This is a genomic window from Candidatus Limousia pullorum, from assembly GCF_057405065.1.
Window position 1 is genome coordinate 1,453,464 of the sequence record NZ_CM171614.1, and the last position, 25,216, is coordinate 1,478,679.

General features: G+C 41.4%; 28 protein-coding genes. 21 read left to right on the plus strand and 7 right to left on the minus strand.

Going from position 1 to position 25,216, the window contains the following annotated elements; genetic code table 11:
• Positions 1–147: 147 nt before the first annotated feature.
• A complete protein-coding gene (locus CGICJO_RS06480) occupies positions 148–357 on the minus strand; it encodes a hypothetical protein (protein WP_087377334.1) in 210 nt (69 codons plus the stop codon).
• 150 nt (positions 358–507) lie between these two features.
• Between CGICJO_RS06480 and pgeF the strand changes: the two genes are divergently transcribed.
• Positions 508–1,341, plus strand: a complete 834-nt coding sequence (gene pgeF, locus CGICJO_RS06485) for a peptidoglycan editing factor PgeF (RefSeq protein WP_486498274.1) — start codon at positions 508–510, stop codon at positions 1,339–1,341.
• A gap of 18 nt (positions 1,342–1,359) precedes the next feature.
• Here the strand turns inward: pgeF and CGICJO_RS06490 are convergent, their stop codons facing one another.
• Positions 1,360–2,445 carry an RluA family pseudouridine synthase gene (locus tag CGICJO_RS06490; protein WP_486498275.1) on the minus strand — a complete coding sequence of 362 codons (1,086 nt, stop codon included), beginning with the start codon at positions 2,443–2,445 and terminating at the stop codon, positions 1,360–1,362.
• A 115-nt stretch (positions 2,446–2,560) separates the two neighbouring features.
• Here CGICJO_RS06490 and CGICJO_RS06495 point away from each other — a divergent pair, with 115 nt between their 5' ends.
• The 10 genes from CGICJO_RS06495 (at position 2,561) to CGICJO_RS06540 (ending at position 11,441) form a co-directional block, all read left to right on the plus strand.
• Entirely contained in the window at positions 2,561–2,707 is a 147-nt protein-coding gene (locus CGICJO_RS06495; RefSeq protein WP_158096234.1) for a hypothetical protein, read from the plus strand.
• A 396-nt stretch (positions 2,708–3,103) separates the two neighbouring features.
• Positions 3,104–4,321 (plus strand): ABC transporter substrate-binding protein, encoded by a 1,218-nt coding sequence (locus tag CGICJO_RS06500; RefSeq protein WP_442856062.1) that lies wholly within the window; start codon positions 3,104–3,106, stop codon positions 4,319–4,321.
• A gap of 252 nt (positions 4,322–4,573) precedes the next feature.
• Positions 4,574–5,455: a branched-chain amino acid ABC transporter permease gene (locus tag CGICJO_RS06505; protein WP_087377339.1), complete on the plus strand. Its 882-nt coding sequence runs from the start codon at positions 4,574–4,576 to the stop codon at positions 5,453–5,455.
• A gap of 10 nt (positions 5,456–5,465) precedes the next feature.
• Entirely contained in the window at positions 5,466–6,572 is a 1,107-nt protein-coding gene (locus CGICJO_RS06510) for a branched-chain amino acid ABC transporter permease (RefSeq protein WP_486498276.1), read from the plus strand.
• Positions 6,572–7,330: an ABC transporter ATP-binding protein gene (locus CGICJO_RS06515; RefSeq protein ID WP_087377343.1), complete on the plus strand. Its 759-nt coding sequence runs from the start codon at positions 6,572–6,574 to the stop codon at positions 7,328–7,330. Before CGICJO_RS06510 ends, CGICJO_RS06515 begins: the two co-directional genes overlap by 1 nt.
• A 12-nt stretch (positions 7,331–7,342) precedes the next feature.
• Positions 7,343–8,053, plus strand: a complete 711-nt coding sequence (locus CGICJO_RS06520) for an ABC transporter ATP-binding protein (RefSeq protein WP_087377345.1) — start codon at positions 7,343–7,345, stop codon at positions 8,051–8,053.
• Between the two features lie 17 nt (positions 8,054–8,070).
• Positions 8,071–8,691, plus strand: a complete 621-nt coding sequence (locus tag CGICJO_RS06525) for a cytidylate kinase-like family protein (RefSeq protein ID WP_087377347.1) — start codon at positions 8,071–8,073, stop codon at positions 8,689–8,691.
• A 462-nt stretch (positions 8,692–9,153) separates the two neighbouring features.
• Positions 9,154–10,029 (plus strand): dipicolinate synthase subunit DpsA, encoded by an 876-nt coding sequence (gene dpsA / locus CGICJO_RS06530; protein ID WP_486498277.1) that lies wholly within the window; start codon positions 9,154–9,156, stop codon positions 10,027–10,029.
• Positions 10,026–10,604 carry a dipicolinate synthase subunit B gene (locus CGICJO_RS06535; RefSeq protein WP_087377351.1) on the plus strand — a complete coding sequence of 193 codons (579 nt, stop codon included), beginning with the start codon at positions 10,026–10,028 and terminating at the stop codon, positions 10,602–10,604. Before dpsA ends, CGICJO_RS06535 begins: the two co-directional genes overlap by 4 nt.
• A gap of 144 nt (positions 10,605–10,748) precedes the next feature.
• Entirely contained in the window at positions 10,749–11,441 is a 693-nt protein-coding gene (locus CGICJO_RS06540) for a metallophosphoesterase (RefSeq protein WP_486498278.1), read from the plus strand.
• 59 nt (positions 11,442–11,500) lie between these two features.
• On the opposite strand, the gene CGICJO_RS06545 is transcribed toward CGICJO_RS06540, so the two are convergent.
• The 5 genes from CGICJO_RS06545 to CGICJO_RS06565 are packed head-to-tail and all read right to left on the minus strand — an operon-like array spanning position 11,501 to position 14,667.
• Positions 11,501–12,220 (minus strand): PHP domain-containing protein, encoded by a 720-nt coding sequence (locus tag CGICJO_RS06545; RefSeq protein WP_486498279.1) that lies wholly within the window; start codon positions 12,218–12,220, stop codon positions 11,501–11,503.
• 2 nt (positions 12,221–12,222) lie between these two features.
• Positions 12,223–12,564 (minus strand): DRTGG domain-containing protein, encoded by a 342-nt coding sequence (locus tag CGICJO_RS06550; protein ID WP_087377357.1) that lies wholly within the window; start codon positions 12,562–12,564, stop codon positions 12,223–12,225.
• A 32-nt stretch (positions 12,565–12,596) separates the two neighbouring features.
• Positions 12,597–13,874, minus strand: coding sequence for a [Fe-Fe] hydrogenase large subunit C-terminal domain-containing protein (locus CGICJO_RS06555; protein ID WP_486498280.1), 1,278 nt, complete (start codon positions 13,872–13,874; stop codon positions 12,597–12,599).
• Positions 13,875–13,897: 23 nt separating this feature from the next.
• A complete protein-coding gene (locus tag CGICJO_RS06560; protein WP_486498281.1) occupies positions 13,898–14,323 on the minus strand; it encodes an ATP-binding protein in 426 nt (141 codons plus the stop codon).
• Positions 14,320–14,667: a DRTGG domain-containing protein gene (locus CGICJO_RS06565; protein WP_087377363.1), complete on the minus strand. Its 348-nt coding sequence runs from the start codon at positions 14,665–14,667 to the stop codon at positions 14,320–14,322. Before CGICJO_RS06565 ends, CGICJO_RS06560 begins: the two co-directional genes overlap by 4 nt.
• Before the next feature lie 225 nt (positions 14,668–14,892).
• On the opposite strand from CGICJO_RS06565, the gene CGICJO_RS06570 reads away from it, so the two are divergent.
• The 10 genes from CGICJO_RS06570 (at position 14,893) to CGICJO_RS06615 (ending at position 25,198) form a co-directional block, all read left to right on the plus strand.
• Positions 14,893–15,117, plus strand: a complete 225-nt coding sequence (locus CGICJO_RS06570; RefSeq protein WP_087377365.1) for a FeoA family protein — start codon at positions 14,893–14,895, stop codon at positions 15,115–15,117.
• Positions 15,118–15,267: 150 nt separating this feature from the next.
• Entirely contained in the window at positions 15,268–17,301 is a 2,034-nt protein-coding gene (gene feoB / locus CGICJO_RS06575) for a ferrous iron transport protein B (RefSeq protein ID WP_486498282.1), read from the plus strand.
• 91 nt (positions 17,302–17,392) lie between these two features.
• A complete protein-coding gene (locus tag CGICJO_RS06580; protein WP_486498283.1) occupies positions 17,393–17,566 on the plus strand; it encodes a FeoB-associated Cys-rich membrane protein in 174 nt (57 codons plus the stop codon).
• A gap of 34 nt (positions 17,567–17,600) precedes the next feature.
• Complete coding sequence (locus tag CGICJO_RS06585; RefSeq protein ID WP_486498284.1) at positions 17,601–18,407, plus strand: AraC family transcriptional regulator; 807 nt, start codon at positions 17,601–17,603, stop codon at positions 18,405–18,407.
• 118 nt (positions 18,408–18,525) lie between these two features.
• Positions 18,526–20,751 carry an ATP-dependent helicase gene (locus CGICJO_RS06590; protein ID WP_486498285.1) on the plus strand — a complete coding sequence of 742 codons (2,226 nt, stop codon included), beginning with the start codon at positions 18,526–18,528 and terminating at the stop codon, positions 20,749–20,751.
• Between the two features lie 183 nt (positions 20,752–20,934).
• Positions 20,935–21,645 carry a UMP kinase gene (gene pyrH / locus CGICJO_RS06595; RefSeq protein WP_486498286.1) on the plus strand — a complete coding sequence of 237 codons (711 nt, stop codon included), beginning with the start codon at positions 20,935–20,937 and terminating at the stop codon, positions 21,643–21,645.
• A 59-nt stretch (positions 21,646–21,704) separates the two neighbouring features.
• Positions 21,705–22,259: a ribosome recycling factor gene (gene frr, locus CGICJO_RS06600; RefSeq protein WP_087377378.1), complete on the plus strand. Its 555-nt coding sequence runs from the start codon at positions 21,705–21,707 to the stop codon at positions 22,257–22,259.
• A 2-nt stretch (positions 22,260–22,261) separates the two neighbouring features.
• Positions 22,262–23,023, plus strand: coding sequence for an undecaprenyl pyrophosphate synthase (gene uppS / locus CGICJO_RS06605; protein ID WP_087377380.1), 762 nt, complete (start codon positions 22,262–22,264; stop codon positions 23,021–23,023).
• Between the two features lie 23 nt (positions 23,024–23,046).
• Positions 23,047–23,883, plus strand: coding sequence for a phosphatidate cytidylyltransferase (locus CGICJO_RS06610; RefSeq protein WP_486498287.1), 837 nt, complete (start codon positions 23,047–23,049; stop codon positions 23,881–23,883).
• A 160-nt stretch (positions 23,884–24,043) separates the two neighbouring features.
• On the plus strand, positions 24,044–25,198 hold the full coding sequence (locus CGICJO_RS06615) for a 1-deoxy-D-xylulose-5-phosphate reductoisomerase (protein WP_486498288.1): 1,155 nt from the start codon (positions 24,044–24,046) through the stop codon (positions 25,196–25,198).
• Positions 25,199–25,216 lie beyond the last annotated feature (18 nt).

Here is a 25,216-nt window from a genome sequence, read left to right on the forward strand (position 1 = left end):
GAAGTTGATTTTTATATCCAACCTCGGCAGATAGGAAATAAAAAAGTCGGATGAGAGCGAGCAATTCCAAAGACTGAACAAAACGTCTCGCCCGGCGTAAAACGAAAGTTAATTTTTCGCAGTACCTATCCAAGCCGGAGCTAAAAATTATAGCATGAAGTCTTCGGGGGTGAAGGTTTGGGAGAGGGTGGGTTCTCCTTTTGGCTTGCGCATGGTTGGGTTGTATTTAAACTTTCTGCACTTTCCGTTTTTGATTGTTTTTCCTGCGGAACAAAGAAACTCCTTTCCGTTGCTTACGGAATTTTGGCAGTATTCGCAGTTTACCTCTATTGAAGCTCCGAAAAGCGGTGTTTTCATGTTTACACGTCCTTTGCTTTATTGTTTTGGCAGAAAAATATAGTTTTTGTTTATAATTAAATTATATCATCGATTATTTTTTCTTGCAAGTGATAATCTTATATAGTAAAATAAACTAATCAAACAAATCACTTAAAGGGAGTTGTTTTAATGTTCAGTATAAATTCAAAGACCATGACACTTAAAGAAAATAAAGGTGTTTGCTTTCTCAAATATAATGAGCTTGAAAAAATTGATTTTATAAATCACGCCTTTTCTACAAGAATAGGCGGAGTTTCTGAAAATGAATTTACATCCATGAACCTTTCATTTGGCAGAGGCGACCCGGATGAAAATGTTACTGAGAATTATAAGATTTTCTGCGACGCAGCAGGCTTTGACTATGAAAGCCTTGTGGCTTCCGCTCAGGACCATAATACTTTTGTAAGGGTTGTGACTAAGGCGGATAAAGGCGTGGGAATCTATAAACCACGTGATATCCAGAGCGTTGACGCTGTGGTGACAAATGAAAAGGGAGTTACCTTAGTTACATATTACGCAGACTGCACACCGCTGTTCTTTGTTGATACAAAGAAGAAGGTTATAGGCCTTGCCCATGCGGGCTGGCGTGGAACCGTGGGCAGAATCGGCGAAAAGGTCTTAAAAACCATGAAAGAAAACTACGGCACAAACCCTCAGGATGTAAAGGTATGTATAGGCCCTGCAATTTCAAAGTGCTGTTACGAGGTTGACAGTCCTGTAGCTGAAAGGTTTTTAGGGCTTGAGGGACTGGACAGCTCAAAATTTGTCTTTGATAAGGGAGAGGGCAAGTATATGCTTGACCTTTTGGAATGTAACAGACAGATTGTGGTGAGCGCCGGAGTTAATCCCGAAAATGTGGTTTTGAGCGACCTTTGCACAAAATGCAACAGCGACCTTTTATGGAGCCACCGTGCCACAAACGGTAAAAGAGGCACAATGAGCGCCTTTATGTGTATTAAATAATTTCTAAGCCGAGGAATTTTATTTCCTTGGCTTTTTTCTGTTGTCCGGTTTTTTGTAGTTTTTATTTTTCTGACTTTTGGGAGCAGATTTTTTTGAGTTGTTTTCCTTTGAGGAGGGGAGAGTTTTCATGTTCTCAAAAGGTGTAAAGTCGATTTTGCTGTTTTTTGCAAACCATATTGTTTTTACTGAAAACTCTTTGCCGTCAAGATAGGAAAGTATTCCTCCGTCGGTTTCAAATTTAAAAACAAGCTTGTAGGAATAAAGTGCCTGACGAGTAAGTCCCAAAGCTCTGTTTTGAGCGTTTAAGCCGTATTTTCCGTCACCGGCTAAGGGATGACCGATTGAAGCCATATGTGCTCTTATCTGGTGGGTTCGTCCGGTGAGAAGCTCCACCTCCACAAGGCTCAGTCCTCTTTGTTCGTCTAAAACCTTGTACTTTGTTTTTATGGTTTTGGAATTTTCCGTTGGCTTTTTAAGAACATAAACACGGTTTTGGCTTTCGTTCTTTTCAAGATAATCTATGAGCAAATCCTCTTTTTTCTTTAAAGTCCCGAAAACAAGGCAGAGATAGTATTTCTCAAGCTCTCGGCTTTTCATCTTCTGATTTAAAATTCTAAGGCTTTCTGCGTTTTTGGCGGCAATTACAATTCCGCCTGTGTTGCGGTCTATTCTGTTTACAAGAGCGGGAACAAAGGAATTTTCATCCTTTGGGTCGTATTCGCCTTTGTCGTAAAGATAATGCTGTATTCTTGAAATAAGGCTGTCAAAGTGGTAGTTTTCGTCCTGATGAACTATAAGTCCCGGCTGTTTATCCACAAGAAGTATGTTTTCATCCTCGTAAACTATTGAAAGCTTTGAGGGAGCTTTCAAAAAGTCGTAGCTGTCATATACTGGAGCGTCAAAAAATTCATCCTTAATATAGAGGGTGAGAACATCGCCCTCTTTAAGGCGTGAGGATATTTCGCACTTTTTACCGTTGAGCTTTATGTATTTGGTTCTTATATATTTGTACATCAATGGCAGAGGCATTGTCTTAAATCTTTTTGTAAGGAATTTATCAAGCCTTTGTCCGCTGTCGTTTTTATTTATTTCAATGGTTCTCATATTACACCGTCCTGTTAGTTTTACGGTAATCATTATACCAAGATAAGAATGTCACTTCAAGAATTTTATGTAACAAGTTTTTCGCCTTTGTATATTATGGTAAAGGGTGATGATTATGAGCCGCTGCAGAAGAGGCCCAAACGCTGTGGCTATTGCTTTCGGCGCCGGATTGATTGTGGCGAGTATATTTGAATGTGAATGTGTAGTCATGATTGCAGCCATAACCATCATAATAATAGCTTTGAGCTGTGGCAGGAGGTAGCTTATGAAAGTTATACTTATTGAAAGACCGAAGTTTTTATCTTTTCTCCTCAGAAGAATTTACCACATTCCAAAAATAAAAACCAACGGAAATCCGGGCTGAAAGCTAAAAACAACTGAATAGTAAGGGCAGAAACATCCGTCTAAAGCTTTTTATGAAAAGGCCGAGACGGATGTTTTATCATTGTGTTGTTTTTGTAATGGCAAGAAAAAGAAATTTTATGAATAAAAATGCACATATTCAGGCTGTAATTTTTATCTTGGTTACATGTTTTTTACAAAGCACTTGTATTTTTTACCTTATTTATTGACAAAAGCTGAAAATGGTAGTATATTTCAAAGTGCAATAACATTGCGAAGATTATGCATAAAAATGAATAAAATGGAGGTATTTAAAGTGTTCAAGAAATTTATTGCCCTCGCACTTGCATCACTCATGGTAGTGGGCGCACTTGCAGGATGCGGCGGAAACAACACAGACAACACAGACAACACAGCTACAGAAAACACAACTACAGCTGACGGTGCTTCTGAAAACACAGGTGCAACAGGCGGTACTATTAAGATCGGCGCAACAGGCCCTCTCACAGGTGATACTGCTGTTTACGGTAAGGCTGTTCAGAACGGCGCACAGCTGGCTGTTGACGAAATCAACGCAGCAGGCGGCGTAAACGGCTACCAGCTCGAGTTCAAGATGCAGGACGACGAAAACGACGTTGAGAAGGCTGCTACAGCTTACAACGCTCTTAAGGACTGGGGTATGCAGATTTCCCTTGGCTCAGTTACAAGTAAGCCATGTATCAATGTTAACTCTTATGCTTCACAGGACAACATGTTCCTTTTGACTCCTTCTGCTACAGCAGTAGAGAGCATCAACACAGACAACGCTTTCAGAGTTTGCTTCTCTGACCCTAACCAGGGTGCTAAGTCTGCTGAGTATATCTCACAGCAGGGTCTTGCTACAAAGATTGCTGTAATCTATGACAGCTCTGACCCATATTCATCAGGTATCTACAACACATTTAAGGCTGAGGCTGAGAAAGACGGTCTTGAGATCGTAGCTGCTGAGGCTTTCACATCTGACGCTAAGTCCGACTTCTCTGTTCACCTCCAGAAGGCACAGAGCGCAGGCGCAGAGCTTGTATTCCTTCCAATCTACTATCAGGAAGCTTCTCTTATCCTCCAGCAGGCTAAGAGCAAGGGCTATGAGCCACTCTTCTTCGGCTGCGACGGTTTGGACGGTATCCTTGCTATGGATAACTTCGACACAAGCCTTGCAGAGGGCGTAATGCTCCTCACACCATTCGCAGCAGACGCTCAGGATGAAAAGACTGTTACTTTCGTTTCTGCTTTCAAAGAGAAGTTCAACGAGACTCCTAACCAGTTTGCAGCAGACGCATACGATGCAATCTATGCAATTAAGGCTGCTTTGGAGAAGGGCAACGTAACAGACCCAACAATGAACTATTCAGACCTTTGCAATATCCTCAAGGTTGCTATGACAGAAATCACTGTTGAGGGCGTTACAGGTACAATCACTTGGACTGCTGACGGTGAGCCTAACAAGGAGCCTAAGGGTATGATTATCGAAGACGGCGCTTACAAAGCAATGTAATTTCGGTATAATACTTTTGTAAATTAAAATTTAAAAATTCCCCGTCTGAGGTATAAAACCCTTGGGCGGGGTTTTGTTTTGATTGAGTTAGACTCCTTTTTTTATTTTTCCGCTTTTTACCTGTTTAAAGCTGTAACTTATTAACCTTTTTGGCGTTTAAAATGCAAAATAATCAGTTTTAATATTGTATTGGTGAAAAAAGTGTGATACAATAAAAATTGTTATTTTATTGGGTATGAAAGGAGAAAAAGTATGGAATTTATTTCATATTTGGTAAACGGCATAAGCCTTGGCAGTATTTATGCCCTTATTGCTTTGGGCTATACTATGGTTTACGGTATTGCTAAAATGCTTAACTTTGCCCATGGCGACGTTATCATGATAGGCGGTTATGTTGTATTTACTTCTATGACTACTATGGGAATGCCCACATGGGTGTCAATCTTAATCGGCATAGTTTTTTGTACTTTGCTCGGTGTTGTAATCGAAAAGGTTGCATACAAGCCTTTGAGAAACGCAACCTCTTTGGCTGTTCTTATTACAGCTATCGGTATGAGCTATTTCCTCCAGAACCTGGCACTTATTGTGTTCGGAGCAGGCGGAAAGACATTTACCTCTGTAGTAAGCATGAAGCCTATTTCGTTGTTTGACGGACAGGTTACAATCTCCGGCGAAACTATTGTTACAATTATAGTTTCCGTTATCCTTATGATTGTGCTTACACTTTTCGTAAACAGAACAAAGCCCGGAAGAGCTATGCTTGCTGTTTCTGAGGACAGAGGCGCTGCACAGCTTATGGGTGTAAACGTAAACAGAACTATTTCCCTTACTTTTGCTATCGGCTCAGGTTTGGCAGCTGTTGCAGGCGTGCTTATGTGTTCTTCATACACAACACTTACACCTTACATCGGTGCTATGCCTGGTATCAGAGCTTTCGTTGCTGCGGTATTCGGCGGTATCGGAAGTATTCCGGGAGCTATGATAGGCGGTATTTTGATTGGTATTATCGAGAACCTTTCAAAGGCTTATATCAGCTCACAGCTTTCCGACGCTATAGTGTTTGCTGTTCTTATTATCGTTTTGCTTGTTAAGCCTACAGGTCTTATGGGCAAAAAGATTGCAGAGAAAGTGTAGGTGATTGGATATGAAAAAGAATGTTTCAAATCTCAATCCTCTTACAAAGAAAAATCTCATCACACTTTTGATGTGCGTTGTTATTTTTGCTATTGTTCAGATTTGGCAGGCTTCCGGAAGCATGGGAAGTCTTTATCAGGGACTTTTGGTTCCTATCTGCATTTATATTATTATGGCTGTTTCACTTAACCTGGTTGTAGGTTATTTGGGAGAGCTGAGCCTGGGACATGCCGGATTTATGTGCGTAGGTGCATATGTATCAAGTATGTTCTCAATTATGACACAGAATACAATAGGCAATTCACTTCTGCGCTTTGCCCTTGCAATTCTCATAGGCGGAATCTGTGCAGCTGTTTTCGGAATTATCGTTGGTATTCCTGTTTTAAGACTTCGTGGCGACTATCTTGCCATTGTTACTTTGGCTTTCGGTGAGATTATCAAGAATATTGTAAACGTTCTTTATGTGGGCGTTGACAACAATGGTATACATGTTTCAATAGAAAATTCTGCTAACCTCAATTTGGATTATGCAAACGGCGGAAAGATGATTTTGAACGGCCCTCAGGGAATTACAGGAACTCCGAGAGATTCAACTTTTGTAATCGGATTTATCCTTGTTATGATAACTCTCATTGTTATCATGAACTTTGTAAACTCAAGAACAGGCCGTGCTATCACTGCTATCAGAGATAACAGAATTGCAGCAGCTTCCGTTGGTATAAATGTTACAAAGTACAAGCTCATCGCTTTTGCACTTGCAGCTTTCTTTGCAGGCGTTGCCGGAGCTTTGTATTCACACAACACAGCTTCACTTTCCGCAACAACAAAGAACTTCGGTTACATGATGTCAATCATGGTATTGGTTTATGTTGTTCTGGGCGGTATGGCAAGCCTCAGAGGTTCTGTAATAGCTACAATCATCCTCTACGCTTTGCCTGAGGTATTAAGACAGTTCAACGACAATATCAACAATTACAGAATGCTTATATATGCTATTATTCTCATCATAATGATGATTATAAACAACAACGACACTATTAAGGATAAATTGAACATCTTTAGGAGCAAGTTTAAAAGAAAAAAGTACCAAAAGAAACAAAGGGGGGCTGAAGTCTGATGGCATTGCTTGAAGTAAAAAATCTCGGAATTTCTTTCGGCGGTTTGAGAGCTGTTGACGGACTTAATCTTCGTATTGAGAAGGGTACCCTGTATGGTCTTATCGGCCCTAACGGCGCAGGAAAAACCACTGTATTTAACCTGCTCACAGGCGTTTACAAGCCTACTATCGGTACTTTTGCCCTTGACGGAGAGGTTCTCAACGGAAAATCACAGGCTCAGATTAACCACAAGGGTATCGCCAGAACATTCCAGAATATCAGATTGTTTTCAAAAATGTCTGTGCTGGACAACGTAAAGGTTGGACTTCACAACAATAATAAATATTCTTCCTTTGCAGGAGTTTTCAGACTGCCTTCCTATTTTAAACAGGAAAAGGCTATGAACAAGGAAGCTATGGATATTTTAAAGGTTTTTGACCTTGACAAAGAGGCTTCCGTAACCGCTGAAAATCTTCCTTACGGAAAGCAGAGAAAGCTTGAAATTGCCCGTGCGCTGGCTACTCATCCTAAGCTTTTGCTTTTGGACGAGCCTGCGGCAGGTATGAACCCAAATGAAACAGAAGAGCTTATGAAAACAATTCGCTTTGTCCGTGATGAATTCGACATGACTATTTTGCTTATCGAGCACGACATGCGTCTTGTAAGCGGTATCTGTGAACAGCTCACCGTTTTGAATTTCGGTATGGAACTTGCAAAGGGTGAAACCTCCGAGGTTTTGAACAATCCGGAAGTTATCACCGCATATCTTGGAGAATAAGGAGGTATTTTTATGGCGATGCTTGAGGTATCAAATCTTAAAGTAAACTACGGAATGATTCAGGCTATTAAAGGTATCTCTTTCAAGGTTGAAGAGGGTGAAATTATCGCTCTTATCGGCGCCAACGGCGCAGGAAAGACAACCACTCTCCACACTGTTTCAGGCCTTTTAAAGGCAAGAGAGGGAAGCATTCTCTTTAACGGCAAGGAGCTTACAAAAACTCAGCCTCATAAAATTGTTGAGATGGGTATGGCTCATGTTCCGGAAGGAAGAAGAATTTTCCAGCAGCTTACTGTTTATGAAAATCTTATTTTGGGCGCTTACACACGTTCAGACAAAAAAGAAATTGCAGAAAATCTTGAAATGATTTACAAGCGTTTTCCTCGTCTTGAGGAAAGAAAAAAGCAGATTGCGGGAACTCTCAGCGGCGGCGAACAGCAGATGCTGGCAATGGGCAGAGCTTTGATGAGCAATCCTAAAATCGTTTTGATGGACGAGCCTTCAATGGGTCTTTCACCTTTGCTTGTTTCTGAAATTTTTGATATTATTCAGTCAATAAATAAAAGCGGCACCACAGTTCTTTTGGTTGAGCAGAACGCTAAAAAGGCTCTTTCAATAGCAAACAGAGCTTACGTTCTCGAAACAGGAAAAATTGTTTTGGAGGGCGACGCCAAGGAACTTATGAACAACGACCAGATTAAGAAAGCATATCTGGGAGAGTAAGAACAGGGGTGGATTTTATGAGCGACAAAAAAACTGTAATAGCCATAAACAGAGGCTTCGGCAGCGGCGGACGTATAATAGGCGGTATGCTTTCCGAGCGTCTGGGAGTTCATTTTTACGACAAGGAGCTTATCTACCTTGCATCTGAGGAAAGCGGAATAAATGCGGCTCTTTTCGGTCAGGCAGATGAAAATTTGAGAAAATCTTTCTTTAAGAAGAATTTTGTTTATGACCACAAAATCCTTCCTCCTGACAGCAGCGACTTTACTTCCGACGACAATCTTTTCAATTATCAGGCAAAGATAATCAGAGATTTAGCCGAGGAGAGCAGCTGCGTTATCGTAGGCAGATGTGCAGACTTCATTCTAAAAGACATGCCAAACGTAATAAGCGTGTTTGTATATGCTTCTCAGGACGCATGTGTTAAAAATGTCTGCGAGCTTTACGGCGTTGACGAGAAAGAGGCTCTGAAAATTATCACAAAAACCGACAAAAGACGTGCCGATTACCACAGATATTATGCCGGCACAGAGTGGGACAACGCAAGAAACTACGACTTATCCCTTGATTCCAGCAAGCTTGGTTTTGAAAAGTGCGTTGACATAATCGAAGACTACATAAAAATCTTCAACCGATAATTTTTTATCCGCCTTGCAAAGGTTATTTTAGGAAATAAACGTCGTTTCAAGGCGGGCGAGACTTTTTTATCTCCGCCTTGCAAAACTCTTATTTAGAAATGAAGCTCATTACCAGGCGGGCGAGACCTTCTTTTTAGAAATAACAATGGCTCTGTTGCAGTTAAGTTTGCGGCAGAGTCTTTTTTATATTTTATCTCCGCCTTGTTTCTTTTATTTCCGCCTTGCGTAGGTTGTTTTTGGAGATAAACGTCGTTTCAAAGCGGGCGAGACGTTTTCTATTAGAAATGACAATGGTTTTGATGCAATTGGGTCTGCGGCAGAATTTTTGTTGTTTTGGGGAGTGATTTGTGATTAAACTTTGGCAGGTGGAGGACAGAGTGTCAAAGATAATTCACAATATAAAGGTGATTATCATAGTATGTTTTGTAATCAAAATAGTTTTTTGAAAGACGGTGAAGCTTTATGAATATAGATAGTAAGCCATCAATCGGAATTTTAGGCGGAGATAAAAGACTGGTATACACCGGAAAGTATCTTGAAAAAGAGGGATACAAGGTTTTGGCTTCGGGGTTTGAAAAATATCCTGAGCAGCTCAGTTTTTTTCTCAGCGATTTTCAAAAAAACATTGAGGAAAGTGAAATTGTTCTGCTTCCTGTTCCTCCTGTAAAAGAGGGAAATCTCAACTGCGTTTACAGCGAAAAAACCGTTGATTTCGGGAAAGATATTCTGCCTTTTCTGAAAGGAAAGAAAGTTTTTACCCCTATGAAAGAAAAGCTTCTTGCTTTGTATCCGAAGCTTTCGGAGTGCAGTCTTTTTGATTACGGCGAAAGAGAGGATTTTGCCGTGAGAAACGCCATGCCTACCGCCGAGGGCGCACTTTATGTGGCTATGGGCAATACGGAGAAAACCATTTGTTCCAGCAGATGTCTTGTGTGCGGCTGCGGAAGAATAGGCAGAGTGCTGGCACCTATGCTGAAAAGGCTCTGGGCTTCGGTTTGGGTAAGCGCAAGAAAGCCGGAGGATATAGGCTGGATTGAAGCAAACGGCATGAATTCCCTTAGAACCGACGGTTTGGAGATTTGCCAGCTTGATTTTGATATAATTTTCAATACCGTTCCTCATATGGTCTTTGACAGAAAACTGCTTTCCCGTCTTAACAAAGAAACTTTGATTATAGATTTGGCGTCTGTTCCCGGAGGCGTGGATTTTCAAGCCGCAGAGGAACTGGGAATAAAAACCATACATGCCCTGTCCCTGCCGGGAAAAATGTCGCCTGATACAGCCGGAAAAATAATTAAAGACACTGTTGTAAATATGCTCAGGGAGGCTGAAATGTGAAAAAGGCCACTGTCGGCTTTGCCTTTTGCGGGTCTTACTGCACTTTTTCAAAGGTTTTAAAACAGTTTGAGCTTTTGTCGGAGCTGGGGTACGACCTTATTCCCATTATGTCGGAAAACGCATACTCCACCGACACAAGATTCGGAAAGGCAAAAGACTTTGCAGATAAAATAGAGGGTATTTCGGGAAAGAAAATTATTTCCACAATAAGCGGAGCAGAGCCTATCGGCCCTAAAAAAATGTGTGATATTTTGGTTGTTGCACCATGTACGGGCAACACCTTGGCGAAGCTTTCCAACGGGATTACCGATACCAGCGTGACTATGGCGGTTAAATCCCATTTGAGAATTCAAAGACCTGTTTTGCTTGCGCCTGCAACAAACGACGCTTTGGGAAGCTCTGCTCAGAATATCGGCAGGTTGTTCAATGTGAAAAACATCTACTTTGTGCCAATGGCTCAGGATGACTGTGTGAACAAACCAAATTCACTTGTGGCTGATTTTAATCTTCTGACGGAAGCTTTGGAAGAAGCTTTGAACCGCCGACAAATACAACCTCTTTTTAAAGTCTGCTGAATATTTTATCTTTATTTCATGGACAGATTTGTATTCTAACAGGGAACTGCTTGTGTGGTTCTCTGTTTTAGCTTTTTATGTTACTTTTTAAGAACAATGACTGTGATATACTGTGGTATAATAAATAAAACGGGGGTGTTAAAAATGATTTATGCGGTTTCTGATATTCACGGATGCTATGACAAGTTTTTGGGTTTGCTGGATTTGATTAAGTTTTCCGATGATGACACAATGTACATTCTCGGTGATATGGTGGACAGGGGAAAGGACGGAATAAAGCTGATCTTTGACCTTATGGACAGAAAAAATATAGTAGCTTTAAGGGGAAACCACGACCACACGGCTTTTCTTATGCTGAAACACCTGGGAATGTCCGTTGACTCCTATGACACAGAGAGCCTTTTGGAAATCTACAGAATGTGGATTTCAGACGGCGGACATACCACCTACAAAGCCTTTAAAAAGCTTAACAAACAGGACAGAAGAAAGATAATAAACTATCTTGCGACTTTGCCTTATTACAGGGAAATTACCGTAAACGGAAAAAACTTTTTTCTTTCTCACACCATTCCTGAAAAAGAAAAAATGGACAGCTTTGATGACTGCCGCATGAGTGATTTTCTCATGAGTGAGGTGGATTACGAAAAGGTCTATGATAAGGACAGATTTTTTGTTACCGGACACACGCCCACAGGATTTATTGACGAGAGTTATACGGGGAAAATATGGCAGAAAAACAACCACATCGCCATAGACTGCGGTGCGGTTTTCGGAAATCCTCTTGGCTGTATCTGTCTTGATACATTGGAAGAATTTTATTACGATACAAAAGAATGAAATAAATAAAATAGAAAGGGAAAACGCCTTGCAAGAAAAAATCTTACAGGGCGTTTTCGCTATTTTAAGGGGTCTTCGAGAAAGTTCATCACGTTTTCAGCCGTAAGTTCATCAATCTCAATATACGGGCCCGCATCCCGCATGTTTTCGAGATAATGAGCGTCGCTGTCCCTTATTATGTACATGTTTTCTAATATAGGGTGAGAGGCTGTAAGCTTTTCAATATCGCCGCTCTGTGAAACCTCGGCGACGGAAAAGTTACATTCCGGCGGTATCTCACCCAAAACGGAAAGAACAGAACAGCTGTCACGGTTGATGTGGGCGGGAAAAGCAGTTCCACCGTATTCGCTGCACAGCTTTTTTATATCCATAATACTTATATCGGTGGCTAAAATCAGAAGTTCTTCTATTTCTCCGATTTTTTCATCCTGGGCATTTAGAATAAGCTGTTCTCCGTATATTTCTTTTTTGTTTTTGATTTTCATTCTGTGCTGTGAAACAAAGCTTTCAAATTTCAAAGCTTTTTCAGCGGTGGGGAAAAGGCATACCACATGAATTTCCTCGGAGGTGGTAAGCTCCATTCCGCTTAAAACACAGATTCCGTTGGCTTTTCCCAGCTCCTCAACTGCCGGACAGTTTTGGCAGGTGTTGTGGTCGGTTAAAGCTATAAGGTTTAATCCCAAAAGGGTGGACATGCCTACAATATTATTTGGCGTCATGTCCGGATCTCCGCAGGGAGAAAGGCAGGAATGCATATGAAGGTCATAAAAGGCTTTCATTTTTATGCTTCTTCCTCAAAAAGTTTGTAAATCTTTATGGCAGTCTGATAGCTGTTCTCCTCCGTTTTCAGTATAGCCACATCCTGCATAACAGCTCTTGCCTTTGCGTTGGCGTCAAGGGCTGCATTTTCAGTTAAAACAATACATGACACGTCGGCAAGTGTTGCCACGGCTATGGTGTTTATATTTCCCATAACTGTAAGCCATACATTGTCCATTTCAGCTCTGCCCATAACCCAGCTTAATAAATCGCCTATATAACAGCCGTCAACCTCTCTGTCAAGGCTGTTTTTTCCTGTTATAATCTCTGCTCCCAATTTTTCGGCAAGTTCTTTTACTGTCATATTTTTTCCTTCTCTCTCTTTTTTATTGCGGATTACATCATCTGCATTAAGTCACGGTAAACCTGCTGTATCTGTTCTCTGAGCTTAAATATACATTCGGTTTCCTTTGCACTGCCTTTTACGATGTCCTCCGCCATTGCGTGGCAGGATGGCGCACCGCAGGAACCGCAGTCCAAACCCGGCAGACTGGCTTCTATTTTTTCTATCTGCTCCATCATTTCCATAGCCTTGTTTATGTCTTTGTCAAGGCTCAATACGTTTTCATCGTATTCAAGAGGTTTATCCCACATCATTTTATCGGGAACACCGTCTTTTAAGTGGTTTTGTGAAACAGGAAGATATTTTCTCAGGGTATGAATTCTCGCCTGAGCTACATATGGATTTTCAACGGTCAAAACTCCGCCTACGCATCCTCCGGTGCAGGCGTTAAGCTCTACAAAATCCACATTTCTTATTCTTTCGTCCTCAAGCTCTTCAAGTACTCGTATTACGTTTTCTATTCCGTCGGCGGCAAGGTATCTGTCCCCAAGCATTGCGGCACTTTCTCCGCCGCTGGTAGCCCAGCCTACGCCTATTACTCCGGAATTTGCCAAAGGCTCTATGCTTGTCAGCTTATCCATAGCCGAGGTGAGCTTCGGGTATATTTTTGAAATTGCAATAGCTCCGTCGCAGTAGGAGCGTTTATTTACATCCATTGGTCGGTTTATCTCGGTGACCTTGGCGGGACATGGCGTTATGAAAAATGCGCCTATATCCTCCATTGGAAGCCCTGTTTCCTCCATGGCGTATTTCTTTGCAAGCATAGCGGAAACCTCCATTGGAGCTTTCATGGGCATTACATTTTCGCAAAGGTCCGGAAATCTTTGCTTTATAAGCCTTACAACGGCGGGACATGCTGAACTTATTATCGGATATTTCAGCTTGTTTTCTCTTATGAGCCGTCTTGTTGCCTGAGAAACAAGCTCAGCGCCCCTTGAAACCTCGTATACACTGTCAAATCCAAGCTTTAAAAGTCCGTTTAAAACTATGTCGATATCGTCCATATTGTTAAACTGTCCGAACAGAGCCGGTGCAGGTATAGCTATTTTATATTTGAATTTTTCTATTTCTTCGATGCTGTCGGAGCGTGCCTTTTTTGCATGGTGAGGACAGACTCTGATACACTCGCCGCAGTCTATACAGCGTTCTGTTATTATATGAGCCTTTCCGTCCCTTACTCTAATTGCCTCGGTGGGGCATCTCTTTATGCAGTTGGTGCATCCGCAGCATTTATCCTCCTCCAAAACAACGGAGTGAAAATACTCGGGCATATTAAGACCTCTTTTATACTATTTTATTGTTTAACAAGTACGGTTAAATACATTGTTGTGCCGACGCCTAAGGTGGTTTCTATTTTCATTTCATCTGTGTATTTTTTTATGTTTGGAAGTCCCATGCCGGCGCCGAAACCTAAGTTTCTTACATTGTCGGGAGCTGTTGAATAGCCCTCCTGCATTGCTTTTTCCACATCCGGGATACCAGGTCCTTTATCAGCAAGGACAACCTCCACCTTATCGGGGTAAATATCAACGTCTACCACGCCTCCGTCGGCGTGTATTACCATATTTATTTCAGCCTCGTACATGGCGATTGCCACACGTCTTATGGCGTCTTTATTGTATCCAAGCTTTTTAAGCTTGCTTTTTACCATTCCTGAGGCTTCGCCGGCTCTTGTAAAATCATCGCCGGAAACCTCATATGTAAGATGTATTACACTCATACTTCACAGCCTCCTCGCAGACCATTGGAATAGAGCAGTCCGCAGGCTGTAAACATTCTGTACGGTGTTGACATAAGTGTTATATCTCTGGTTCTTGCCAAGTTTATAATATCCTCGTTTGGCTCTTTTCCTCTGACAAAAATAATACAAAGCATATCCATCATTTCGGCTGTTCTTACAACCTGGGGGTTTACAAGTCCTGTGAGAAGCACGGACTGGTCCTTTACATAGGCTAAAACATCGCTCATCATGTCGCTGCCACAGGCTGTTTTTATTTCAGCGTCCAAATCTCCCGGAAGGATAACTTTTGCTTTCAAAATATCTATCAAGTCTTTGACAACCATAAAAAACTCCCTTTCTTATTTGAAATACGCTTAATAAAAGTTCACTTTTATATTTTAACATATTTAAAGCTCGGTTACAATAAAAATTGTACAAAAAGTTAAAAAGGAAAGATTGTTTTGTTATATGTTACTTTTCTATGTTGATTTTCTCTCTCAAATGTAATAGAATTATTAAAGTGGGTTAGATATTGAAAACTGTACTTTGTATATAGGTGGTAATCTTTAATGACGCTTGATGAAATTAAAATCGGACAGAAGTGCATGGTCGTAAGCCTTGGAAGCTCCGGAATGCTCAGACGAAGAATTATCGACATGGGAATTACTCCCGGCGCAATTATTTACAAGAGAAAAACTGCGCCATTCGGTGACCCTATTGAGATAAACGTGAGAGGATACGAGCTTAGTATAAGAAGAAGCGAGGCGAAAGAAATTTTTGTCGAGCTTTGCTGAGATTGTTTTAATAACCTTGAATACCGGCTGATTTGCGTTTGGTTTGATTTAGTATGTTAAAATTTTTAAGAAATGCGAAGCCTGTATGGGGACAAATACAGAAAAAAACAATTGATAACAAGCAATCTTACAATACGGAGGCTGTACTATATGGCAAATGAAGAGAGGGGTTCCGCTGACGGAAACCTGAATGTTATAAAGATTGCATTGGCGGGAAACCCCAACTGCGGTAAAACTACTCTTTTTAACCAGCTTACCGGCAGTAATCAGTATGTTGGAAACTGGCCGGGAGTTACTGTTGAAAAGAAAGAAGGAAAAATAAAAAATAAATTTGGTTTGGAAATGTCCATAATAGATTTACCGGGAATTTATTCACTTTCTCCTTATTCACCTGAAGAGATAGTTACAAGAAACTGTCTGCTTCACGATAACCCTCAGGTTATCATTGATATTGTGGACGCCACAAACATAGAGCGCAACCTGTATCTGACAACACAGATTGCAGAGCTTGGCAGACCTATGGTTATTGCGCTGAATATGATAGATATGCTGGAAAAAAACGGCGACACTATCGACGAGAAGCTTTTGGAAAAGGAACTGGGTATACCGGTTGTCCCTATTTCTGCCAGCAAGAATATAGGAATAGAAGCTTTGATAGAAAAAACGGTGGAGCTTGCCAAGGCTTCAAAATATGTGCCGGTTAAAAATATTTATTCAAAATCAGTAAACAATGTGCTTTTGGATATAGAGGACGCTCTGGAGGAGGTAAAGCAGAGCAAGTATCACAGAAAACGCTGGACAGCCGTTAAGCTTTTTGAGGGCGACAGCGTTACATGGAATCATTACGATTTCACAAAAGAACAAAGGGAACATATTATTTCCCATATTGAGGAGGTAAACTCCAGCAAAAATATCGACAGGGAAATGATTATTGCCGATGAAAGATATAAATATATCTGCGCAATAACAAGCCGTGCCGTACATAAAAATCATGACCCCTGCAAGCTTACGGTTTCCGATAAGATTGACAGGATAGCCACCAACAAATATTTGGCTATACCTCTGTTTTTGGTGACAATGTTTTTGGTGTTCTCCATAACCTTTGGCCCTATCGGAAACTTTTTAAGGGACGGGGCAGAGTGGCTTATATCCGATTTGCTTGCCGGAGGACTTACTACATTTTTGCATAATGTAAATGCTTCCGAATGGGCGGAAAGCCTTGTGATAGACGGTATTATAGGCGGTGTCGGTTCTGTTATTTCATTCCTGCCACAAATTGTTCTGCTGTTTACCCTGCTTTCACTCCTTGAGGACAGCGGATATATGGCGAGAGCCGCCTTTATTATGGACAAGCTTTTGAGATGTATAGGACTTTCCGGAAGAGCCTTTGTTCCTATGCTTATGGGATTTGGCTGTACCGTTCCGGCAGTTATGGGAACAAGAATTCTCGAAAGTGAAAAGGATAAAAAGCTTACAATCCTTATAACTCCTTTCATGTCCTGTTCTGCAAAGATGCCTGTTTATCTTTTGATGGTTTCAATGTTTTTCAAGGACAGCGGACCTTTGGTGATATTCGGCATTTATATTCTGGGAGTTGTGATTGCCATTTTGACTGCACTTTTGTTTAAGTCAACGGTTCTTAAAGGCAAAAATTCCCCCTTTGTTATGGAGCTTCCTCCATACAGACTTCCGTCTGCAAAAACTCTTTTGCTCCACATTTGGGAGAGGGTAAGGGACTTTTTGGTTCGTGCAGGTACTGTTCTTATGGGCGCTTCAATACTTATCTGGTTCTTGCAGAGCTTTAATTTCAGCCTGCAAATGGTGGAGTCAGACGAAAGTATTTTGGCTTCAATCGGAATGCTGATAGCTCCTGTGTTTACACTGTGCGGCTTCGGCGACTGGAGAGCTTCGGTTTCACTGGTGACAGGAATTGCCGCTAAGGAAAGCGTTGCTTCCACAATGGCTGTGCTTTACGGCGGTTCTCTTACAGGCGCATTTTCCACATTGTCCGCATTTTCTTTCCTTGTGTTTGTTCTGCTTTACACACCTTGTGTGGCAGCGCTCACCGCAATGAGAAAGGAATTCGGCAGCAGAAAGTGGATGGCGGTTTCTGTAGTTTACCAGCTTGCAGTGGCTTGGATTATGTCTTTTGCCGTGTTCCAGATAGGAAGCTTGTTTATTTAACAGAATTTCCCCTATAACAGGGATTTATTGATAAATGATGAATTGATGAATAAGATTTAAAAAACAGTTCTCATTTTTGTGGAGGTATTTTATGGCTGCTGATATTATTATTGCTATTCTTGCGGCGGCAATGGTGGCTTATACGATTTACAGATTGTTTTTCTCAAAAAAGAACAAAAGCTGCTGCGGAGACTGCTCCAAATGCGCAGGCTGTTTAAAAATTGAGGAAAATAATCATTGTGAAGATAACTCCGGCAATATTTGAGTTGAATGTTTAATTGGAAAGGTGGAACTCGTCTATGTATTTTGATTTTCACAGAAGCGAAGTCTGGGAATATCCTGACAGAATAAGCGTTCAGGTCATTTACAAGCTTTATACCGACCCGGGTTATCTGTCTGTGCATAAGATCATAGATGCCGAAAAATATATTTTTGTTTATACTATGGAGGGAAAGGGCAAGTTCTATGTTGACGGCAAGGAGATTAACGTGGTGGCAAACCAGCTTCTCGTTGTCAATGCCAAGGAAAGTTTAAGTTATTCATGTTCGGGTAAGTGCTGGAATTTCTGGCTCTTTGAGTACAAAAACAGCACAAACAGCCTGACGCCCAATGTGGTTTACGATTTCTTTATGAAAAAAGAAGAGCTTATGATGAGCTCCATGGCTTTGGAGGCTTTGAAAGAGGAAAACCGTGTTTTGGCGTCTACCTTGTTTGCTTCTTTGTATTACATAGCTTTGGACAAGATAAAACGTGGCGTAATGGATAAAAAATACAAGGTTATTACCTCGGCTACAAACTATATCAGGGAAAACCTCAGTACATTTTCCGTTGACGATTTAAGCGCATATCTGAATATAAACGAGAGAACGCTTTTGAATATTTTCAATGACTACCTGGGTACTTCACCTAAGAAGCTTCACAAGTATATGCGCCTTGAGGCTTCAAAGGAATACCTTGAAACAACGAGAATGTCTATAGAGGAGATTGCCAAAACCTTGGGCTATGCAAACTCCGGTCACTTCTCCGCTGTTTTCAAAAGCGAATATTCCATAACTCCGGCAAGATACAGAATGATTTTCAACGCCGGCGTTTCATCACAGATTTAATTTTTATAATTATAGAACCGTCGTTTTTTCGGCGGTTCTTTTCATATAATTTTCTGTTGTGAAAGCACGCTCTGTGTGGTATAATAAATCGAAATAATAAGGCAATTAAGGAGAAACTATGGAACTTACAGAATTGCAAAAGCAGTTTTCTAAAATGAACGATATGCAGCAGAAGGCGGTTTTCTGTACGGAAGGCCCTCTGCTTATTCTTGCAGGCGCAGGTTCGGGCAAAACCACCGTGCTTGTAAACAGAATAGCATATATACTCAAGGCGGGACTTTGCAGACCTTGGCAGATTTTGGCTATAACCTTTACCAACAAGGCGGCAGGGGAGCTTAAAGAGAGAATATGCAATGCGGTTGACGAGGGCGGCGACGATATTTGGGCGGCTACTTTCCATTCAACATGTTCGAGAATTTTGAGAAGATACGGCGACAGATTGGGATATACCAATAAGTTTACCGTTTACGATACCGACGATACAAAAAGACTTATGAAGGATATTTTGAAACAGCTTTCCGTTGATGAAAAAATCCTTTCCCATAAAACAGTGCTCAATGAAATTTCAAGGGCGAAAGATAAGATGATAACCCCTGAAATGATGAAGGCGGAGGCAGGCTGTGACAGCAGAAAAATAACCATTTCAAAGGCTTACGCTATTTATCAGGAGCGTTTAAAGTCCGGAAATGCAATGGATTTTGACGATTTGCTTATGAATACAGTTCTGCTCTTTGAAAAATGTCCGGAGATTTTGCAGTATTATCAGAACCTTTTCAAATACATTATGGTTGACGAGTATCAGGACACCAACAAGGTTCAGTATAAATTTGTAAGTATGCTGGCTGAAAAACACGGCAATATCTGCGTTGTAGGCGACGACGACCAGAGTATTTACAAATTCAGAGGCGCAACCATCGAAAATATTCTGTCCTTTGAAAATACTTTTAAAGGGGCAAATGTTATCAGACTTGAGCAGAACTACAGAAGCACAAAGAATATCTTAAACGCCGCCAACAATGTTATCGCAAACAACACATCAAGAAAGGGCAAAACCCTTTGGACAAACAACGAGGTGGGCGACAAAATTGTTCTGCATACAGCTTCCACAGAAAGAGACGAGGCTGCGTATATCGCCAAGGTCATTGTAGAAGAGGTGGCAAAGGGAAGAAAGTTTTCCGATTTTGCTGTGCTTTACAGAATGAATGCTCAGTCAAACTCCGTGGAATTTGCGCTGTCCAGAAGCGGTATTCCTCACAGAATTATCGGAGGTCACCGTTTCTATGACCGTGAGGAAATAAAGGATATGACAGCATATCTCCAGGTTATCAACAACCCGGACGACGACGTAAGACTTAGGAGAATAATAAACAGACCAAAACGTGGAATAGGCGACACAACCGTCAATAAGGCGGCTGACATTGCCTCCGCTTTGGGCGAGAGTATTTTCAATGTTATCAAAAACGCCGCAGACTATCCCGATATTTCAAAGGCGGCTTCAAAGCTTAAAGGCTTCTGCGATATGATTGAGGAGCTCAGCGAATATGCTCAGGACGAGTACAACAGCCTTGAGGGGCTTTACAATGAAATACTGGACAGAACAGACTATATAAACTATCTTAAAACCACAAAAGATGACCATGCGGAAGTTAAGATTGAAAATATCGAGGAACTTCTTTCAAATATTAAAAACTTTGAAGAGGACTACGGAGATGAAGCAGACCTTTCCACATTCCTTGAGGATATAGCTCTTCAGACAGATATTGACAACTACGATGAAGAGGCGGACAGCGTTGTAATGATGACAATGCACAGCGCAAAAGGTCTTGAATTTCCTGTTGTATTTATTCCGGGAATGGAAGAGGGAATTTTCCCGTCATTTTCATCAACAATGGACCCGGAGGAACTCAACGAGGAAAGACGTCTTGCCTATGTTGGCATTACAAGGGCTAAAGAAAAGCTCTATCTTATAAAGTGTCAGTCAAGAATGTTGTTCGGTTCAACAAATAGAAATATGCCTTCAAGATTTGTCAGGGAAATACCGGGTGAGATTGTAGAGCTTACCGGTATGGAAAGAAAGATAAAAGAGCCTATGGCAAACCGTGAGCCTTATGCAACGGAAAAAACCTCCGGCTTTAAGGGCCACACTGAATTTGTTAAACAGCCGGCAGGCGCAGCAGGATCTGCTTCCTATTCTGTGGGCGATATGGTTAAGCACAAGGTATTCGGAGAGGGAATGGTTGTGAAAACCGAAAGAATGGGCAACGATACAATGCTGGAAATTGCCTTTGATAAGGTTGGAACTAAAATTCTTATGGCAAACTTTGCTAAACTTGTAAAGCTTTAATGTGTTAATTGTATAAAATTTTCACTGATAGCGAAAATGGTAAACCGCTGTTCATTCTGTCAACACAGCGGTTTTGGCAAAAATAATTGACGATAATCCAACTAAAATATGTAATTTGTATTTACATATTTAGCAAAATAGTGTATTATGTTCTTAAATATGAAGTATAATGAGGTGTTTTCCATGGACGTAAAGTATAAAAGAATTCTTTTGAAATTATCCGGCGAATCTCTTGCAGGTAAAGCAGGCCACGGCATAGACTTCGACACAGTTTACAGATACTGCGAGCCTATTAAAAAATGCGTTGACGCAGGTATTCAGGTTGCTGTTGTTGTAGGCGGCGGAAACTTCTGGAGAGGCAGAAGCTCAGGCAAGATGGACAGAACACGTGCAGACCATATGGGAATGCTTGCAACTGTTATCAATGCTTTGGCTGTTGCCGATGTTTTGGAGCAGCAGCTTGGACTTGACGTAAGAGTTCAGACAGCTATCTCCATGCCTCAGGTTGCAGAACCTTACATCAGAAACAGAGCGGTAAGACATCTTGAAAAGGGAAGAGTTGTAATCTTCGGATGCGGAACAGGTAATCCATTCTTCAGCACAGATACAGCGGCTTCTCTTCGTGCAGTTGAAATTGAGGCTGACATTATCCTTAAAGCCACAATGGTTGACGGTGTTTATGATTCTGACCCTAAGAAGAATCCTGACGCCATTAAGTATGACACACTTTCTTTCCAGGAAGTTTTGAGCAGAGAACTTGCTGTTATGGACAGCACTGCCGCTTCACTTTGCAGAGATAACGATATACCGATTCTTGTGTTCAGCGTTGATGAGCCAATGAACATCTACTATGCAGCCTGCGGTGAAGAAATCGGAACCCTTGTTAAAAAATAATTGAGGACATTTGTCCCTTTGTGTAACTTTAAATTTTGTAATTGACGGAGGAACTAACCATGAAAGAACAAATAAACAAGTGCTCTGAGCGTATGCAGAGAAGAATTGATCACCTTGTTAAGGATTATGCCGCTATCCGTGCAGGCAGAGCTAATCCTAAGGTTTTGGATAAAGTAGCTGTAGACTATTACGGCGTTGCTACCCCTGTTAACCAGCTGGCTTCAGTTTCCGTAACAGAGGCAAGAACACTTATGATTCAGCCTTATGACTCTTCAGTGCTCAGAGGCATTGAGAAAGCTATTCAGTGTTCCGATATCGGTATCAACCCTCAGAACGACGGACGTGCAATAAGACTTGTATTCCCGCCTCTCACAGAGGACAGACGTAAGGAAATCGTTAAGGAAGCCGCAAAAATGGCTGAGGATACAAAGGTTCAGATTAGAAATGTACGCCGTGAAACCATGGATACTCTCAAGAAGATGAAAAAAGAGGGCGAGCTTACAGAGGACGATCTGAAGCAGGCAGAAAAGAAAGTTCAGGATATCACAGATAAGTTTATCAAAGAAACAGACAAGGTTTCCGAAGCAAAGCAGAAGGAAATCATGGAGATCTGATTATGGCAATCTTTGGCATAGGAAAATCTCAGAAAAATACAGAAGAACTTACCGATATCTCTCAGATTGAACTTCCAAAGCATGTGGGAATTATCATGGACGGCAACGGAAGATGGGCGAAAAAAAGAGGTCTTCCCAGAAGTGCAGGACACAAGGCGGGAGCCAACAATTTCAGAACCATCACAAGATATTGCAGCGATATCGGAATAAAGTACCTGACGGTTTATGCTTTCTCTACTGAGAACTGGAAACGTCCATCAGACGAGGTTTCCGCTTTAATGTCGCTTTTTAAGTCTTATCTTAACGAAGCTTTGACGGATTTTAAGGACGACAGCATTGTTGTAAAATTTATCGGCGACAAAACAGGCTTTAACTCTGAGCTTCAGGAGCTTATCAGAGAAAACGAAGAGGAGTCGGCAAACCGTGACGGAATGGTACTCAATATCGCTATGAATTACGGCAGCCGTGCCGAGATAACCATGGCGGTTAAGAAAATCGCAGAGAAAGTTAAGTCGGGAGAGCTTTCGGTTGAGGATATCACCGAGCAGACAGTGTCTGATAATCTTTATACCGCTTTTCAGCCTGACCCCGATTTGGTTATTCGTCCCAGCGGAGAATACAGAATTTCAAACTTTTTGCTGTGGCAGTCGGCATACACAGAGTACGTTATTATGGACAAGCTTTGGCCTGATTTTACCAAAGAGGACATGAACCGTGCTTTGTTGGAATTTGCCAACAGAAACAGACGTTATGGCGGCGTTTAAAATATAAGTTAGGGGTAATGAAGATGAAAGTAAGAATAATATCTGCTGCTGTGGGCATTGTTCTGGTTATCGGCGTATTGTTTGTTGCAGAGATGTTTCCTATTTTTATTGGAATAATTTTGGGCTTGGTCAATGCAATAATGACAGGTGAGTATCTGAGTGCTAAAAAGCTTCACAGAAAATACATGATATCAATACCTTGTATAGCTTTGTCTCTTGTAACCCCTGTACTTGTTTATTATATGAATTTGATGGTTGTGATGTATGCGTTTGCTCTTGTTATGATGATTTCGCTTATATTCTATCACGACCACTTAAGTTACGATGATACGGCTTTTGCCATAGTGGGAACCCTTCTTATTACATGCGGAATGACAAGTATATCTGCTATGTGTGTCGGCGGACAGTATACTTCCTTTTATGTTGTTATTTGTCTGTGTGTTCCATGGATTTCAGACGCAGGTGCGTACTTTACCGGTACTTTTTTGGGCAAGCATAAGCTCTGCCCGAACATCAGTCCTAAAAAGACGGTTGAGGGAGCTGTGGGCGGTATAATCTTCGGTATGCTCAGCGGTATTGTGGCAGGAATGATTTTCTCTTCCTTTATTTACGGAGCAGACAAGGTTTATATCAATTACGGCGGACTTGCTTTAATCGGAGTTTTAAATTCCGTTATAGCTATTTTGGGTGACCTTTGCTTCTCACTTATCAAGAGAAGCTGTTCCATAAAGGACTATGGAACAATTATGCCGGGACACGGCGGTTTGCTTGATAGATTTGACAGTGTTATTTTTACAGCACCCCTTGTGTATCTGTTTTGCAGATATGCGGTTCTTATCGCTCCGGCAGTATCAATATAACATACTAAAAAATTAAACAAAAGCTCATAAGGCTTTTGTATTATAGGATAGCGGTTTTCGGTTTTTCGATGACCGCTATGATGTTTTTATTAAGTAATTAAATCAGCATTGTAACAGATAAAAGTGAATATTATTTTATATCCGAAAGACGGTGATATTTATGATGCGAAATATTTCTATTCTGGGTTCTACAGGCTCTATAGGAACTCAGGCTCTTGACGTTGTAGATAAGCTTAATTTAAAGGTTTGGGCGCTTACTGTAAACAGCCGCATTGATATGCTGGAACAGCAGATAAGAAAGTATAAGCCGAAAATTGCGGCTGTAGTTGACGAAAAAAAGGCTTTGGAGCTAAAACAGAATGTTGCTGACACAAATACAAAGGTTCTTGCCGGAATGGACGGACTTATGGAAGCCGCCTGCGTAAGAGAGGCACAGGCAGTTTTAAACTCTGTTGTGGGAATGGTGGGACTTGAGCCTACCTTGGCGGCACTTGAAGAGGGTAAGGACTTGGCTCTTGCCAACAAGGAAACACTTGTGGCAGGCGGCAAGCTTGTTATGGAAACCGCAAAGAGAAAGGGAGTTTCAATACTTCCCGTTGACAGTGAACACTCTGCGATTTTCCAGTGTATTCAGGGCGCAAACTCCCAAAAGGAGATTAAAAAGCTTATAATAACAGCTTCCGGCGGTTCTTTCTTCGGAAAGAAAAAAGAAGAGCTTGAAAATGTCACTGTGGAACAGGCTTTAAATCACCCTAACTGGAGCATGGGAGCAAAAATTACCATCGACTCTGCTACACTGATGAACAAAGGGCTTGAGGTTATCGAGGCTTACTGGCTTTTCGGTTTGCCTGTTGAGAAAATAGACGTTGTAGTTCACAGGGAAAGCGTTATTCATTCCATGATTGAATATGTGGACAATTCCGTAATAGCTCAGCTTGGCGTTGCAGACATGAGAATACCTATTCAGTACGCAATAACATATCCACAAAGGTTTGAATCTCCGGCTCAGGAGCTTGACTTGGTTAAAATCGGAACAATGTCCTTTTACCAGCCGGACTATGAAACTTTCAAGTGCCTTAAAACCTGCATAAAAGCCATAAAGGCAGGTGGACTTGCGCCGACTATCGCAAACGGAGCCAACGAGGCGGCAAACGCTTTGTTCAGAAAAGGCAAGATTAAGTTTTTGGATATCGGAAACCTTGTTGAGTCTGCGGTGGAAAATGTGGCTGCCGGCGACTACACAACCTTGAAAGAGGTTTTGGATGCAGATAAAAGAGCAAGAGAGTATGTCTGCAAGGTTACAGGTGAATTTTAAGAAAACCGTCGCAATGCC